Source organism: Chryseobacterium sp. HMWF035 (assembly GCF_003094695.1).
GTDB classification, from domain to species: domain Bacteria; phylum Bacteroidota; class Bacteroidia; order Flavobacteriales; family Weeksellaceae; genus Chryseobacterium; species Chryseobacterium gambrini.
Map to the genome: position 1 here is coordinate 1 of NZ_QEHP01000013.1, position 17,064 is coordinate 17,064.

General features: G+C 36.5%; 14 protein-coding genes. 5 read left to right on the top strand and 9 right to left on the bottom strand.

Translation table 11 applies throughout. From position 1 onward, the window contains the following. Window positions 1–153: 153 nt before the first annotated feature. Entirely contained in the window at window positions 154–3,552 is a 3,399-nt protein-coding gene (locus tag DD829_RS01775; RefSeq protein ID WP_108411466.1) for a glycosyltransferase, read from the bottom strand. 91 nt (window positions 3,553–3,643) lie between these two features. Then, window positions 3,644–4,894 (bottom strand): CinA family nicotinamide mononucleotide deamidase-related protein, encoded by a 1,251-nt coding sequence (locus tag DD829_RS01780; protein WP_108410992.1) that lies wholly within the window; start codon window positions 4,892–4,894, stop codon window positions 3,644–3,646. Between the two features lie 114 nt (window positions 4,895–5,008). Here DD829_RS01780 and DD829_RS01785 point away from each other — a divergent pair, with 114 nt between their 5' ends. Further along, on the top strand, window positions 5,009–5,485 hold the full coding sequence (locus DD829_RS01785) for a hypothetical protein (protein WP_076395351.1): 477 nt from the start codon (window positions 5,009–5,011) through the stop codon (window positions 5,483–5,485). 237 nt (window positions 5,486–5,722) lie between these two features. On the opposite strand, the gene DD829_RS01790 is transcribed toward DD829_RS01785, so the two are convergent. Continuing rightward, window positions 5,723–6,586, bottom strand: a complete 864-nt coding sequence (locus DD829_RS01790; protein WP_108408690.1) for an AraC family transcriptional regulator — start codon at window positions 6,584–6,586, stop codon at window positions 5,723–5,725. A 160-nt stretch (window positions 6,587–6,746) separates the two neighbouring features. Here DD829_RS01790 and DD829_RS01795 point away from each other — a divergent pair, with 160 nt between their 5' ends. Then, window positions 6,747–7,949, top strand: a complete 1,203-nt coding sequence (locus tag DD829_RS01795) for an MFS transporter (RefSeq protein WP_185140297.1) — start codon at window positions 6,747–6,749, stop codon at window positions 7,947–7,949. A 51-nt stretch (window positions 7,950–8,000) separates the two neighbouring features. Here the strand turns inward: DD829_RS01795 and DD829_RS01800 are convergent, their stop codons facing one another. Further along, window positions 8,001–8,345: a mannan-binding lectin gene (locus DD829_RS01800; RefSeq protein ID WP_076395345.1), complete on the bottom strand. Its 345-nt coding sequence runs from the start codon at window positions 8,343–8,345 to the stop codon at window positions 8,001–8,003. A gap of 176 nt (window positions 8,346–8,521) precedes the next feature. After that, on the bottom strand, window positions 8,522–8,902 hold the full coding sequence (locus DD829_RS01805) for an STAS/SEC14 domain-containing protein (RefSeq protein WP_108408689.1): 381 nt from the start codon (window positions 8,900–8,902) through the stop codon (window positions 8,522–8,524). 111 nt (window positions 8,903–9,013) lie between these two features. On the opposite strand from DD829_RS01805, the gene DD829_RS01810 reads away from it, so the two are divergent. Further along, window positions 9,014–10,219 (top strand): NAD(P)/FAD-dependent oxidoreductase, encoded by a 1,206-nt coding sequence (locus tag DD829_RS01810; RefSeq protein ID WP_108408688.1) that lies wholly within the window; start codon window positions 9,014–9,016, stop codon window positions 10,217–10,219. 213 nt (window positions 10,220–10,432) lie between these two features. Here DD829_RS01810 and DD829_RS01815 read toward each other — a convergent pair whose 3' ends face one another. The 4 genes from DD829_RS01815 to DD829_RS01835 form a co-directional block, all read right to left on the bottom strand. After that, window positions 10,433–11,617, bottom strand: a complete 1,185-nt coding sequence (locus DD829_RS01815; protein ID WP_108408687.1) for a VWA domain-containing protein — start codon at window positions 11,615–11,617, stop codon at window positions 10,433–10,435. 11 nt (window positions 11,618–11,628) lie between these two features. Continuing rightward, complete coding sequence (locus DD829_RS01820; RefSeq protein ID WP_116547467.1) at window positions 11,629–12,303, bottom strand: SIMPL domain-containing protein; 675 nt, start codon at window positions 12,301–12,303, stop codon at window positions 11,629–11,631. Between the two features lie 263 nt (window positions 12,304–12,566). Beyond that, entirely contained in the window at window positions 12,567–12,920 is a 354-nt protein-coding gene (locus DD829_RS01830) for a hypothetical protein (RefSeq protein WP_087709056.1), read from the bottom strand. A 122-nt stretch (window positions 12,921–13,042) separates the two neighbouring features. Further along, the gene (locus DD829_RS01835) at window positions 13,043–14,428 is read right to left on the bottom strand and encodes a vWA domain-containing protein (RefSeq protein WP_165796567.1); all 1,386 of its coding nucleotides are present in this window, start codon (window positions 14,426–14,428) and stop codon (window positions 13,043–13,045) included. A 208-nt stretch (window positions 14,429–14,636) separates the two neighbouring features. Here DD829_RS01835 and DD829_RS01840 point away from each other — a divergent pair, with 208 nt between their 5' ends. Further along, window positions 14,637–16,340 carry a histidine kinase gene (locus DD829_RS01840; RefSeq protein WP_228408100.1) on the top strand — a complete coding sequence of 568 codons (1,704 nt, stop codon included), beginning with the start codon at window positions 14,637–14,639 and terminating at the stop codon, window positions 16,338–16,340. Window positions 16,341–16,347: 7 nt separating this feature from the next. Further along, window positions 16,348–17,064: a hypothetical protein gene (locus DD829_RS01845; RefSeq protein ID WP_108409299.1), complete on the top strand. Its 717-nt coding sequence runs from the start codon at window positions 16,348–16,350 to the stop codon at window positions 17,062–17,064.

Here is a 17,064-nt window from a genome sequence, read left to right on the forward strand (position 1 = left end):
GCTGTATTAATCATTTTTGCAGGAGGAAATCCAGACAAAGTTTTCAAAACATAAAAGAGGTCGGATTTCTTCCGACCATGACTAGCAAAGCCGCCGCTCCGAATCCTGTAAAATAGCGAGTGCGTAAAGCAGGAAGCAGCTCCAAAAAATATTTTAAGACGTTGCAATTTCTTTTACATTTCCGGTACGTTTTAAAAATCCCCAAGTCTGCATTTCGCCTTTCAGTGCTTTTCGGAGACTTCTGAACAACACAATATACATCAGCCAGCGATATCCGAAACGCTGAGGAATCACATACAGCAGGTTTACCAATTTTTCTCTCTGCATGATGAACGCAATAAAAGCCAGAGACGCATCCACCAAAAGGAAAATTAAATAGTAACTGAATATTTTTCCACCATTTCCGGATAATATTCCAAAAAACATGATAAGATCGGCAAGCGGTGAGAAGAACGGAATAATATATTGGAATAATAAAATATTCGGCATTGCCCAGAGTCCTAAACCTTTGTATTTCGGATTAAGGAAAGTCTGTCTCTGTTTCCAGAACATCTGCATGATTCCGTACGTCCATCTGAAACGCTGTTTTAAAAACTGTTTTACGCTTTCCGGAGCCTCTGTCACGGCAACTGCACGGTTTTCGTTGGCAACGGTGTACCCTTCTCTTAAAATTTTAACGGTAATATCACAGTCTTCAGCTAAAGTATCGGAAGAATATCCGCCAACTTCTTCAATTACAGATTTTCTGAAAGCTCCGATGGCACCGGGAATTACAGTAATTGCATTGATATTCGCATACGCTAAACGATCAAAATTCTGACTGGTTGTATATTCAATAGACTGCCATTTTGTAAGCCAGTTTACGGTATTTCCCACTTTTACATTTCCTGCCACGGCTGCGATTTTTTCATCCGGATCTGAGTTTAAAAATCTTGCAATTAAATACTTTACGGCATCTTTTTCCAGTTTTGTATCGGCATCTATGCAGACCACATATTCCGCATCGGTTTGTGAAATCCCGAAATTTAAAGCAGTTGCTTTTCCGCCGTTGGTTTTGCTGAAAATTTTCAGTTTCGGATGATTAGAAAAGGCCTCTTTCGCTTTTTCATAGGTAGAATCTTTACTTCCGTCATCCACCAGAATGATATTGAAATTGGGATAGGTCTGTTTTAATAGATTGTTTAATGATGAAACAATGTTGACTTCTTCATTGTACGCCGGAACAATAATTGAAACCTTCGGATAGGATTCTAAAACCGAAAATTCTCGTAATTTTTTCTCTTTTTTTCGTTCTTTAAATGCCCAGAATAACATAATGAGCAATCTGATGAGTCCCAATGCGATAAAAATGGTAAACAAAGCCACTAAAAAATGACTGATTCCATAAATAATGGTTGCCAAAAGAAGATTAAGCTGCATTACATAATATGCTCTTGTTTTCGGTATGGAAGGCATCAGTTCTGCTTTGTTCTTATGCAAAATACTGGCAAGATTGGTGAAGTGATAGCCTTGTTTCTGCAATGTCGGGATTAAAACTTTCAACGCTTTTACGGTTTCTTCACGGGTTTCGCCTCCTGCATCGTGAAGGAGTATGATGTTTCCGCGTTCGGCTTTTACACCTGCTAAAACACGTTTTACAATTTCATCGGCTTTTATTCCCGGCTGCCAGTCTTCGGGATCGATGTTTTCACCAATATCAAGATAATTCTGCTGTCTCGCCAATGCAACCGGAACAATTTCTTCTGAAGTTGTTGGCTCAGAATCGGCATTGTAAGGCGCTCTGAACAGAATGGTACTGTGTCCTGTGATACATTCGATGAGCAGTCTGGTGAGTTTCATTTCCAGCAGGGCTCTTTGGGGACTTACTTTAGCCACATTTTCATGGGTAAAGGTATGGTTTCCGATTTCATGTCCTTCTCTGTAAATTCTTTTTACCAAAGGAAGGTTTTTTTCTGCATTTAATCCTACCAAAAAGAAGGCGGCCGGAACGTGGTATTTTGACAATACGTCTAAAACCTGCGGAGTGTAGGTTTCATCGGGGCCGTCATCAAAAGTTAATACCAGTTCTTTCTGTGGAGCCTCTCCATATTTTTTAACTTCGTAAGAACTTGGATAGCTTACATAATTTTCATCGGTGATGATTTTTTCTTTGGGATCAATCTCAAGGGCAATTTTTCCGTCATGGGGCGTATTCAGAACATCCAAAACTTCGCCGTCGCCAATGTAATCGACCATCGTTTGACCTTTTACGTTCTCAAGGGTTTTTAAATTTAATTTTGATAATCCTGCAAACGTAAGATCTTTATCGTAAAAATTCCAGATCCGGCTGTCCTCGCTTCCCAGTCTCCAGAGTGCAGTTCCGGCAAGAGGATATTCTGAAGAAAAGCGCATCGTATTAAAAATAGAAGCCGCATCGTTGAAAAATAAAGTGTGTGTATTGTTTTTCGAATCTGTGTAAGAATAATTTAAGTTAAAAGTATTGTCGTCGAAATTAATTTTCGCTTTGCTTGCACTCGCTTTGGTGATTGCCTGCATATACGTCACGGAATTATTCTGTTCCTTATCTGTACTCCAGTCGTATCCGTAAGCTCCCAATCCTAAAATGATTTTGTTGGGGGAAGTCTTTGCCAGAATTTTTCCGGTCTGTGCTTCGATCCATTTTTGAGAGGAAACGGGTCCTGCATCGCTGTCTGCAGAATATTCATCATACGCCATCAGGACAAAATAATCTACATAAGGATTTAATTTCTGAATATTGTAATCGTCATTATCCGTCATGATATCCATGGAAACCAATAATTTATTCTGCTTAAAAGTTTCGGACAGCTCTTTCATGAAAGCGATCAGGTTTTCATCAGAATCCAGATTCATATCTTCAAAGTCGATGTTGATTCCTTTAAAATGAAGTTTCTGGCATTGCAGGATTAATTTCCGAATAAGCTGGGTTCTTTTTTTCGGATCTTTCAGCACTTTTCCCAGACCTTCAGAATGGAATTCCTGCTCAAAGTTATTGCTGAGAATCGGCATTGCGGCAACTCCTGTTCTTTTAATGACTTTATATCCTGCCGAATCCACATTGGTTTTCAGATCGCCGGTTTTCGGATCGAGGAAAAACCATTCCGGAAAAACGAGGTTGATGTGTTTAATGTTTCTTTTTAGGGACATTAAAGACTGCGGATCCCATGCCACATAAAATGCAGAACGTATTCCGCCGGGAAACTGCGCCCAGTTTCTGTTTTGGTTTTTAAGTCTTTCGGCTCTTGCTTTTTCGATTTTAGCAAGGTTGGTGTGCATTGTTTTTTCTGAAATGAAACTTCGGAATCCTTTATATTCTTTGGAAATTCTGTTTTCCTGAAGATAGGGTTTGCTCGCTGTAATAACGGCTTTGTAATCTTCTTTAAAAGGAATTTTGGGGCTTCTGTCCCATTTCATCATAAGACCGAGTGCCAGAAAAAGCAATATGGCAATGAAGATAAAGATTCGACTTCCCCACTGAACGTTTCTCCAGCGTTTTTTGCTGTCAGTCTGAAAAATCTGCTTTGAGTTTTCCACAATTTTGATATTTTTCTCATGAACGTCAAAAACCGTGAAAAACCTATGCAGAATTAATTAAAAAAAAATTAAAAAATTAACTGATTCTGAATCAATTATTCACCAAAAGGGCAACAAGATCCTGAATGACTTTCTGGGATACAAAGTGCATAAAATCCAGTCGATCCAGATGCGGCATATACAATTTTGAAGTCACTTCCTGATCTTTAATTCTGATGGTGTAAAAAACAGTTCCCACTTCCTTTCCGTCCTCTCCTTTTCGGGGACCTGCAACTCCGGTTGTAGACAGAGAAATATCTGTATTGAAGAGTTTCTGACAGCCTTCTGCCATTTCCGCAGCGAGCTGCTCACTTACGACCGTAAATTCTTTTACGGTTTCTTTTTTTACTTTGAGAATATCGATCTTTTTTTCTGTAGCATAAGAAACAATTCCGCCTAAAAAGTAATTTGAGCTTCCGGAAACAGAAGTAATCATTTTTGCGAGTTCTCCGCCTGTACAGCTTTCGGCGGTAGATAAAGTCAATTTTCTATCTGTTAAAATATCGGCAAGAATTTTTTCTATTTTATCCTGTGAGGTAGCAATTACATGATCTTTTACTAAAGGAAGTAGCTTCTGGATCTCCTCTTCCAACTGTTGCTGCAAAATACTGTCGTCCTCTCCGCTTGCAGTGAGTCTCAGTTTAACGCGGGTTCCGACAGGAAGATAAGACAAAGAAAGGTTTTCCGGCAAGGCAAGTTCCCAGTTTTCAATTTTGTCTGCCAGAATACTTTCGGGAATTCCGACTACGGAAACAATTCTCGTGGAAAGGTAATGCAGACTGAATTTATCTTTTAAATAAGGAACAATCTGATCTTTAATTAAAGGTTTTACTTCATAAGGAACTCCGGGAAGGCTGAAAAGCAGTTTTCCGTTTTCTTCCATCATCATGCAGGGTGCAGTTCCGTTATGGTTCTGGAACACTTTGGATTTTGTAGGGACAAAAGCCTGTTCGCGGTTTCTTTCCAGAATTTCTGTTCTTCCGCGTCTTTCCATATATGCTTTCAGATGAGCGAAAGTTTCTTCGTCTAAAGCAATTTCGTCATTGAAAAATTCGGCAATGGCTTTTTTGGTTTTATCGTCTCTTGTAGGACCCAAACCTCCGGTTGTTATGATGATATCTCCCTGCTCAAAAGCAGAAGAGATGGTCTTTTTAATGGTTTCAATCTGGTCTGAAATGGTAAAAATCTGTACAACTTTTATCCCAATATTTTTCAGTTCGGCAGCAATAAAATTAGAATTGGTGTCTACGGTACTTCCTGAAAGGATTTCGTCACCAATGGTGATCAGAACGGCATTTTTCATATAATAAGGTCGAAAAAAATTTTTCTATACAAATGACGGAATTTTCCCTGTGACGGGCAATATAAATTGATTTTTTCTATTTTTGGATAAAATTGTTTAAAACTATCATTCAATATGTCTAAATATGATGATGCTTCATGGCATTACGGCAGCGATTTTCCTGAAGAACTTCCAATAAAAAACGGAGCAACCCACACCGGAATGTTTCTGAACTGGTGTATTAATAACGATTTCATCTCGGAAGAATTTAAAGAAGATCATGAAGAAGAAATTCAAAGCTTAAAAAGAAGAGAAATTACCGGCGCTGAATTCATCATGGATTTCATGGACGGAAAGTTTTCTGAATATGATCTGAACGAAACAGGAAATGCTTTTGCCCATGATTATTACAAAGACGACACGGATTTCGGAAACCGATTCAGCTCTTTCGCAGATGATTATGTGAATTTATTCGATACAAAAGCGGAAGAGCATGATTACGAATATGAAACCTTTTATCACATCGAAGATACGTACGAAAATTACGATCTGATGAAGCAGGTTATCGATTATCGTTTTGAGGAATGGAAAGAATATAAAGGATTGGTTTAAAATAAATATCAGTAAAATAATCGTCTAAACTTTTTTACCGCGAAAGATGTAAAAGATTTTAACCCTTTAGTTGTTTAAGTTTACTACTTAAATGGAAAAAAGAGCACATAAGTTTAAAAAAAATCAAATATTTTTTCTCTTTGCTGACTTTTGAAATACTTTAAATTTAAATAAATCCAATAAAGTCTTTTGTATTTTTTGCGGTTAAATTTAAAATGAGTTTAAACAAACTTAGTTTTAAATTGCACTATTTTCAACTCTGCTCAGATGTTTTTTCTTGAAAGCGGAAGGCGTTTCTCCAATGTATTTTTTGAATAATTTATTGAAATATGAAAGGCTTTCAAAACCTACCTGAAAACAGACTTCTGTAACACCGTGATTTTGCAGCAATAAAAGTTTTGCCTGATTAATCCTGTAATTGTTTACAAAATCTGTAAACGTCATATTGGTCTGCTTTTTAAAATAGCGGCAGAATGCGGGAGTACTTAAGTTTACGTTTTCTGCGATAATATTTACGTTTGGGTTCTGATCATAATTTTCATGAATATAATCGTAAATGGTTCCCATCCGGATTTTATCATTTAAAAACCACTTGATGCGGGTGTCTTCGCTGTTCAGTTCTTTTACTTCTTCGGAATCTGCAAGAATCTGTAAAATTTCGATCAGCCCGACAAAAGCATGAAAAGAATTTTCGTTTTTTATCTGGTGTAGTTTTTCAACGACTTTTTGTTTGGTTTCCCCGGAAAAGGATAATCCCAGATAAGAACGTTCCAGCAGGTTTTTAATGTTTTCAAATTCCGGAACGGGCATAATGTATTCCTGAAGAAAATTTTCGCGCATCTGCAAAACCATCTGTCTGCATTCGGTCTGAATTTTATAATCAAAATTAAGGTGAGGAACATTGGAACCGATGAGCAATAGATCGCTGTCTTTGAAGTCTGAAATATTTTTACCGACGTGACGGATTCCGTTGGAAGCTTCTACGTAAACCAGCTCTATTTCAGGATGATAATGCCAGAAGAAACAGTTTTTAAGGGATGGTGAAAACAGCTTAAAAGATTTTCCTTCTTCAAATTTAATATTTTCTTTCTGAATTTTCATTATGTTCTCTTTTGATTAATATTTAATTCAAAATTAATTAAAAAAGTTAATACAGAGCAAAAAAGAGTCATCTCCGTTAAAGTATAAATGATTATTTCTATCGATTTTTGCACTTTAAAAGAAACAATAAATTATTCAGGATCGTTAAAAGGATTTTAAAATGAAGATAGATAAAAGAATAATACCGTTGGCAATAGGCGGTCTTGGAATCGGAACCACCGAATTTACCATTATGGGGCTGCTTCCCGATATTGCAAGAAGTTTACAGATCAGCATTCCGGAGGCGGGACATTTAATCTCGGCTTATGCTTTCGGAGTGGTTGTAGGAGCTCCGATTTTAATTGGATATTCTGTAAAATTTCCGCCAAAAAAGGTTTTGATTGTTCTGATGATGATTTTTACCCTGTTTAATGCATTATCGGCAATTGCTCCGGATTATAACACGATGATGATCATCCGTTTCCTTTCCGGACTCCCGCATGGAGCATTTTTTGGAGTGGGAACCGTGGTTGCCACCCGATTAGCCGCAAAAGGTAAAGAAGCATTCTATATTTCGCTTATGTTTACAGGACTTACGGTTGCGAATCTCGCGATGGTTCCGCTGGTAACGTATATCGGTCATGCATTTCACTGGAGATGGTATTTCGCCATTGTTGCTGTGATCGGGTTATTTGCCTTATTATTTTTAAAACTCTGGCTGCCTATGCTTGAAACCAATGAAAATACTCACTTCATGGAAGAAATGAAATTTTTGAAGAAAAAGCAGTCATGGATGGTTTTAATGATTACTGCGATTGGTTTTGGAGGATTATTTACATGGTTTAGCTACATTACGCCTTTGATGACCATTGTTTCGGGGATTAAAGAAAATCAGATGGCATATGTGATGATTCTCGCCGGAGCCGGAATGGTTGTAGGAAATTTAGTCGGCGGATATTTGTCTGACCGATTAAGCCCCGAGAAAACCTGTGTGTTATTACTCTTTTTAATGATGAGTTCTTTAGTGGGCGTATTTTTCCTTTCAGAATATCAAATGGTTTCATTGGTATTGACATTTATCTGCGGTGCACTGTCGATGTCGGTTGCTGCACCCATTAATATTATGATGATGAAAGCCGCCCCTAAAAGCGAGATGATGGCTGCCGCTTTTATGCAGGCCGGATTTAACTGTGCGAATGCATTGGGCGCGTTTTTGGGAGGAATACCGCTGGAAAACGGTTATTCTTTCAACTATCCTTCGTTGGTGGGTGTGGGAATGACTTGTATCGGATTGATGCTTGCATTCAGATACAAACAGTTGTACAGTTCACAAAAAACGGAAGAAAAAGAAATTATAGCAGAATGTGTTTCCTGCGATCAATAAAAGAATCGGCAGTTTCCTCCGGAAACTGCCGATTTTCATAATTTTAATTTTTTAGAATTTAAATGTGCATCCGCAAACGCTCATTTTACCTTCTACAACGGTAGTCCATTGTCCGTTCCACGTTCCTCCGTAAGACGCGCAGATTGCAGGACAAACTTCTTTAGCATCTTCGTTGCTCCAGATAGGACCGGCCAAAACATCTAAAGTGTACTCGGAGTCGCCTGTAGGCTGAGTATTAAGTTCAACGCCGATTACACTCATCTGTCCTTCAACAATGGTAGTCCATTGTCCGGTAAACTTTCCTAAGTGTGCTGCCGCGATACGCGGACCTAATTTTTGTGCTTCGTCATTGCTCCAAAGTGGTCCCGCAATGATGTCTAATTTGAATGTTGACATAATTTTTAGTTTTTTGTTTGTTTAACATTACAAATGTAGTCACAATAATGAGAAATATTTTACGTAAAATGTACTAAATTGATAATTAGGTGTTTATACTTATCATTTAATTTTCAGATCAATAAAAAAGGCTGCCTTAAAAAGACAGCCTTTCCGTTGTTTTTATAATAAGCAGATTACGCTTCTACTTCATTTCCGTTTTTGCACCAGTACAAAGCGTTGTACAGATTACCTTTCGGGAAAGATTTGAATTCTCCCGGCATCAGTACACTGAAAATTTCGGTAAAATTCTGTACATGCTGATTGTCGGTAAGAATTGCCGCCCTGTTCCATTTGGTTAGATTCTTCAGTCCTAAAAGAGCATCTTCCAACCATGCACCGGCTGTAAAATTATCCAGATCTGTATCGAGATACATTAAATAATTTAGTTCTCCAAATTGTTCAATCTTTGCTTTTACTCGAGGAAAAACAAGATTCTCAAAATCTTCTTTCGTTACTGCTCCTGTTGCATTAAAAGCAGCAACATTTTCCGGAGCCTCTGGAATAATCGTTATCATATTTTTATTTTTAATGTGGTTTGATTGAAGGGTGAAAACAAATATTAAACCAATATTAATTTTAGATGAATAAAAGGCGCAATTATTGTTTATACAGAGAAAAACAGTACTATGGATCTTAAATCTAACGAACCTTTCTGGCTTTTGAAAAACGGATTGATTTCTTCATATCCTTCTTTAAAATCCAATGAAGAATGTGATGTGCTGATTATCGGAGGCGGCATTACAGGAAGTTTAGCAGCCCACCAAATGATGGCTGAAGGGTACAAAACAATCCTTATTGATCAACGCGAACTCTGTAACGGAAGTACTTCAGCGACTACTTCCATGCTTCAGTATGAAATAGATGTTCCTCTTTTCGAACTTATTGAAAAAATAGGAAAAAAAGGAGCTGTAGCAAGTTACAAGGAGTGTTCGGATTCTATTGATAAGCTTGAAAAGTTAACCGGTGAAATTAAGTCAGATTCAGGATTTAAAAGAAAAAAATCTCTGTATTATGCTTCCAAGAAAAAGGACGTTGCATGGCTGAAGAAAGAATTTAACGCAAGAAAAGACGCCGGTTTCAAAGTAAAATGGCTTGAAAGTGATGAGATTTCAAAACAATTCGGATTTAAAAACACATACGGCGGAATTTTATCTGAGCAGGGAGCAAGTATTGATGCATTTAAGTTTGCACATGAATTATTTAAACTAAATGTAAAAAAAGGTTTACAAATTTTCGACAAAACGGAAATGACCGGTGTCGAATATTTCAAAGGGTACAATTTAATTACAGCAGATTCCGGTTTTCAGATCAGGGCTAAAAAAATCATTTACTGTATCGGTTATGAAAGCAAAAATTTAATAAAAGAACATTTTGTAAATTTAAAAAGTACCTATGCTCTTGTTTCGGAAATTGATCAAAAAAAAATTAAAAATATCAGCAATACTCTGGTCTGGAATACCGATGAGCCTTATATGTATATGCGGACAACGGATGACGGAAGACTGCTAATCGGAGGAGGTGACGAAGATTTTTATGATGCTAAAAAACGTGATTCTCTTTTAAATAAAAAAGAAAAGGAGATTTTAAAGACATTGAAGAAAATAAAACCCGATTATCATTTCTACACAGATTTTGTCTGGGCAGGAACTTTTGGAGAGACCAAGGATGGGCTGCCTTATATCGGGGAACATCAGGATTTTAAAAATTCTTATTTTATACTGGGTTTCGGAGGAAACGGAATTACGTTTTCTGTGACGGGAATGGAAATGGTTTCTCAATTTATGAAAGGTAAAAAGCATCTGCTATCAAAGTATTTTAAATTTGGGAGATGATTTTGAAATTTTTCAGTTTTTCGGCGAAGGCTTCGCCTTCGCCGAAAAACTGAAAAAAACTCGAGGCAATGTTGCCGCGAGTCTACACACTCAAAATATTGTTGTTCAGAACTTTTGAAAACAACATTTTTGCCTCATTGCATAACCTTTAATGGTTATTAGTTTTTAATCACTTCTGATATTTAAATTTAATTTCTGCTGATAATCTTTCAGTTAGAGGCTATAGCCGTTTTTCTTTGCCAGTTCCAGAACAGACCTTTCAATTGCTTTTCCAAGATCATCGGCTTCAGAATTTCCTCGTTTTTTCATTTCGGCATCAATGAAATCCTGTCTCTTTTTAGACAATACTTCAATTTCTTTCTGAATTTTTTCTCTTTCGGCAGATTTTTCGGCAACCGCTTTTTTAATTTCCTCTTTGCTTTTGCCTTTCAATTCGGCAGGAAGTTCTTCAGCTTTCACACCGGACATAAAATTTACGTCTTTTTCAGCGCGGTCTACCAAATCCCAATGATCGTTTTTATAGGCATTTTTCTTAGATTTTGCGACCGTTCTTTCCACGGCGTTGGAAACCGACTGTACTTCGGCATTTTTGTCCTGAAGCATCTGTTTGTTTTTAAATTCCGAACCGTGACTTCCGTAATAAATGTAGGTGTCATTCAGTTTGGTGTTGCATTCTGAAATTCTGACATCATAGGGAGTTTCTATATAAATTACTTTCTGGTCGCTGTCGATATTGAAATACTTTCCATCGCCCAAAGAAGCGCCGTTTTGCCAGAAAGTCTGTATTCCTTCATCGCGGCTTCCGCAGAAAATTGTGTTGGTATAAATATTCTTTCTTTTGGCAGTAGGAATCACTTCTTTATAGCTGATTTTTCCCTGATCGAAAGGCTCGTTTCCCGCAATATAGATCAGCTTCATGCTTTGGTTATTATCATCCCATTTCAGATTCATCGAGGCATCACGAATTACGGCTCCGCAATATTCGCTTCCGCCGTTGGTTCTTAAAGCAAACAGTTTTTCGGAAACCAGATCCAGATCCTGTGTTAAAGGAGTTACCTGCCTGATGTAATTTTCATCTCTGAGACCATCATTTCCGTATTCATACAAAGCAATTTCCACTTGGGGCGCTTTACCGTTGTATTTTAAAGTTGTTAAAGTATTTACGATATTCCAGAGTCGGGATTTTGCCTGATCGATCAGTCCGTCCATGCTGTTGGAAGTGTCGAGAAGCAATGCCACCTGAATTTTATTTTCTTTAATCTTTATTTCTGAAGATTTATCGACATTCTGAACCTTTGTTCTCTGAACCGCCGGTTCTTTATATTCAAATTTTGAGTTTTGTACCCCGAATAAAGCGGCGGTTCCGGCTGCTAATGTTAAAATTTTAAAAGCTGTCATGATTTTGTGTTTTAAAGGATTTCGTATTTTGTTTTAATGCTGTATTTCAGCTTGATATTATCAATATTTTCAAAAGAATAATCTACATTAGAATCTGCTGCTTCAAGCTGGATATTGGATACTTTTGCTCTGAAGTTCATCGGCATGATCATATCACTGGTATAATCTTCAATTTCTACGATCTCAAGCGGAGTTCCGGTTCTTTTGCCCATACTTTCCAGAAGATAGTCGGCTTTTTCCTTTGCCGCTTTCAAGGCATTGATTTTTACGGTTTTTCTGAAATCTGTAATTTTTGTATTTTTAATTTCTGAAATATTGATGCTGTTGACCCACTTTTGGTTCAGGCTTTCAAAAAGATTTCCCATATCCGTCTTTTTTGTTACCTTAAACTGAAAATCTTTCGTGAAAAGTTTGGTTTTTGAATAAATATTCTGATACATCGATTTGAATTTGATATCTTCGTTTTTTACGCCATTGCTTTTCAGGACTTCAAAAAGCTGTTTTTCGTTGTCTGCCAATTGATTTTTGTTGTCTCCTTTAATTCCGATATTGAAAATAATTTCATCCGGCTCTACTTCCATTTCTGCAATTCCGGTTACTTCAATAAAGTTTTTCTTTGTTTCCTGTGCGTTGATCATACCTCCTATCAGAAATAATCCGATCAGTAAAAAATGTCTCAGTTTCATAATTTTCTTTTTTTAATTTTAAACTTCTAGAGTAAAATTACGCCGATTTCCAAGTGAAAATTGGGAGACTTGGTGAAATGAAGGTTTGGCTTGGTGAAATCAAAAAAATTAGAAACGATGATCATTTTAACGCAATGTTTGCAAAGATTTTTATTGAAATTATTGTGAATATTCTTCGTTCGCAAAGGCACTGCGTTCAGCAAATGATAACTGAAACTATTGTTTATAACGAATAAAAAAAAAACAGTCCTGAAAAGAACTGTTTATCTGTTGGTGAGAATAATTGATTTTCCGCTTGGCGTGACGAGTTTTTTCACCTCAGAAAAAAGTTTGGTTCGGATGATGAGCTCATCATCATTTTCTGAAATGGTGTAGGTTTCGGAAGTTGCAAACGCATCGTCGATATCATGCTCAAAAAGCTTGGTAGAACCGGACTGATCTACCGAGTAAAAATCTACTTTGTAATCATTAAGTCCGGTCTGATAAAATTTGTAAACAATTTTTTCATTGAGATCGCTGGAAATGATCTTGGTTTCAATGAAATTGTTCTGTTCAAGAAACGAACAACTCTGCAGGAATAATACAGGTAAAAGAAAAAAGTAAAACTGTTTTTTCATAGTCATGTTTGGTTTTAGCAAAGGTATGTATTGCTAAATGGTTGATTGTTAACAGAATTTCAATTTTCATATTACAATTTTTTCATATAGCGATCAGTAAAAGAACAAAAGAGTCTTAAGATTTAATAATAAGATTTTGTGCGTTGTCCGGATGAATATTTTAAGGCGATATTATAAATTCTCTTCAGATCTTCGTCGTTTTTATCGCAGAAAGACTGATAATAACTGATGATGTTTTGCATGGATTTTTTGCTATTTCCCATATTGGTTTGTGAAAAATCTTTTGCTGCTTTTTTGAGTGCTGTCGTCATTTTAGCAATCTGAAAATTTTTCTTTAATTCTTGTTGAGTTGTTTCCGTCATTTCATCATATTCTTTTTTAGAAGAAATATTTTTCACTTCATCATTCTTTTCATAAACCAGAGAAGCCGTAATTGAAGAATTTTCTAATTCATTTTTCTCAACTTCCATCAGGAAAATCTGGGTTTGTCCGCAATCTAAATTTTCAAGTTCTACTTCTATTTGATGATCAGAAATATATTTTGGCTGATAACCGTAAAATGTTTTAATTTTCATTCCTTCAGGAAGATTGATCGTTAGTTTCGGCTTTTTTCCGATATTGTATAAAAGGCTTTCCAATTCATCTTTAAAGGTCTTTTGAATATCTTCTTCAGCATCTCCGATGAAATAATTGGAGCCTCTTCCGTAAGTGGCGATTCTCCGTAACAGATCAAAATCCAGTTGTTGCCCGACTCCGATGGTACTGATGTCTATTCCTTTATCGTTAAATTCTTTCGACTGTTTCAAAATTGTTTCTGGATCTGTAATTCCGGAATTTGTCATTCCGTCGGTAAGGAGAATTACTTTGCTGTTGTAGTCTTTGGTATTGTGTTTTTGCGCTTCCGAATAGCCCATCATCATTCCCGAATGAATATTGGTGGAACCCGAAGGATAAATACTCTCAATTATAGAATCTAAATTTCCGGCAACATCTTTTATTTTTGATGATTTTAAAACAAGATTCGCAGTATCATCAAATTTTACAATGGAAATGATATCTTCAGATTTCAATCCTTTTACAAAAACTTTCAGTGCCGTTTTTACTTTTTCAAGTTTTCCGCCACCCATAGATCCGCTGTTATCAATGACCAAAGAAACATTTACTTTGTTTGAGTTTTCTCTAGCCGATACATTTTGCGTTGCGAGCCCGATTTGCAGTAAAAAATTGTCGTCCGAATTCAGAATTGTATTGTCATAATCAATGCTTAAAGCCACTTCATTTTTCTTCGGAATTTTAATCTGATGTTTGTGGTAATTCATAAAATCTTCTACAATAATCGTGTTTTCATTAAGAAATCCACTTTCATTTGCACTCGAAAGACCGTTGCTCACCGTATGGGAAACAGAGCCTGAAGAAACTCCTAACTGCGCTTTTGAGATATTGAAAAGAAATGTTGAAGAGAAAAGGTAAATCAAGGTACTTTTGTTTAAAAAAGATAAATTTTTCATGATGATTAAATTTGAATTATGCCACAAACTTAGCCTCATAAATCCCGCAGAAAATACGAAACTTGGTGAATGAAGAATTTCACTTGGTGAATAATTTTTTGCACATTATATATATGTATATCTTTGTTTTATGAAAATGTGTCATCTTTTCGCCATCTTTTGTTTACTCATCTTTGGGAATATTTTTTATGCTCAAAGCAACAAAACTGTGGAAGATATTCAGTTTCAGACGAAGAAACTGAAGAAAGCGGTCGATACTAAAGACGAATCTTCACAGGCAGATTCTTACTACAACATCGGAGAATCGTTTTTCAACAACGGAAATTTCCAGAAAAGTGAAGAATATTACACCAAAGCAAAAAATATCTACGAAAAATTAAACGACAAACCGAATATTGAAAAGGCAAGCCGAAAACTGGCACAGTCTCAGGAAAAGCAGAATAAAATTTCTCCCGCCATCAGCAATTACAACAGAGCGGCAGAAGTAAGTTATTCTAAAAGCCGTGCCTTGAATTCCAATGACGTGACGAGGCTTTCCGTAAATTCAGCGGAAGCTAAAGAGGAAGCGATTCAGAACAATATTCAGCTTAACGAGAAGGAAAAAGACAAAGGAGGCGAACTGGCTGCGAATTACACACAGATGGCGGATATTAATATTCAGCAGAATAATATCCCAAAAGCGGAGGTTAATCTTACAAACGCCTATAAAATTTCTAAAAAAGAAGCGCCGCAGCAGGCACTGGAAATCAACCAGAAATTGACGGATTTTTACGTTGAAAATAAAAATTTCGACAAAGCGATTGAAGCAAAAAAGACCGTTTTAAAAGAAGATTTCGTTAAAGAAAATTCAAAAAAACAGGTGGAACAGATTCAGGAGCTTGCCGATATTTACATCAAAAAAAATGATCCGAAAGAAGCCATTGATTTGTTAAAAAAGTCTTACGGAATTGCACTTGAAAAAGGTCATACTTTGGAAGCACAGAAAAGCGTAAAAAAGCTCGACAGTTTGTACAACGTTTCCGAAAATACAGATGCTTCGGTAAAATTGTACCGTGATTTTCTCGGAAAACTGCCGGATCTGGTTTCAAAAGACAAAAGTCTGGTCGACGAAAAGATTCTGGAGGATACCGAACAGAGAATTGCCCAATTAGAAAAGGAAAAACAACTGAAAGATGAACTCATCCGAAAGAAAAATGTCTTTAATTACAGTTTGATTTTTGCGCTGATTGTTTTAACCGGATTGATAATTTTCATTTTCAGAACCCTGAAAAAAGTGCAGATCAAGAATAAAAAAATCGCTTTACAGTCGCTTCGCCGCGAGATGAATCCGCATTTTATTTTTAACAGCTTAAATTCTGTGAATCATTTCATTGCCACCAATAACGAACTGGAAGCGAACCAATATTTAACCAAATTTTCAAAATTAATGCGCGGCGTGATGGAAAATTCCACCGAAGATTTCATTCCTTTTCAGCAGGAGCTAGATCTCTTACAGAATTATCTGGCTTTGGAAAAAACACGTTTTGCCGACAAATTTGATTATGAAATTCATGTGGATGAAAGTCTGAACACGCAAAGTCTCAAAGTTCCGGGAATGCTGGTTCAGCCATTTCTCGAAAATGCAATATGGCATGGTTTGCGTTACAGAACAACCAAAGGATTTTTGAACCTCAGCTTTGAAAAAGAAAACGAGCAGCTAAAAATAACTGTTGAAGACAACGGAATCGGGATCGAAGAAAGCAAAAAACAGAAAACAGAGCATCAGAAAGCCAGAAAAGGACGAGGAATGAAAAATACCCTCGAAAGAATCGATCTGCTGAATGATCTGTATAAAAAAGAGATTTCGTGCACTGTGAAAGATAAAGAAAACAATTCCGGTGTTTTAGTTATTTTGAAATTGAATTTAATATAACTACTGAATGAAGAGAAAAATTTTAGCCTTTGTATTTTTAATTTCATCTTTCATGATGTTCGGACAGGAAATCAATTCTGCCCGTTTTGAAACTATTGCTAAAGCACTGAAAATAAACAGATCACAGATCAGAACAGAATTTTATGCAGAAAAGAAAATGCCGAATGAGAAAGATTCTTACATCATTGTATTGCCTATTTTAGATGGACAGGAGGACGAAGGAATGTACACTGTAAGAAATTATATCCTGATTACTGACGAAAAAGGCAATATTAAAAATAAGTATTACGATCCCGAAGAAATTACATCCGATGCAATCGGATTAAGCGGAATAACAGTTGATACAGGTTTATATACAGTCAGTAAAGACATCCGTGCTTTCGGAATTAGAGTCAGTTTCAGAGGACAAAGCCAGCCGAATCCTTATTCAACAGAAGAGCTTTCTCTTTTTTACAGGGAAAACGGAAGCCTGAAAAAAATTCTTAACAGATTCGAAGTGTATTCTTACGGCGGAGAATGGGACACAAGATGTGCAGGAGAGTTTGACGAAAAAAGTTCTTCTATAGTTTTGGATGATCAGAAAACAAACAATTTTAGAGATTTTATCATAAAAACTCAACATATAAAGAGAAAAACAAAACCGGTTAACGGAGACTGCAAAGACTTTGAAACCTCAAAAACAACCTACAAAACTTTAAAATTCTCTAACGGAAAATACCTTTAA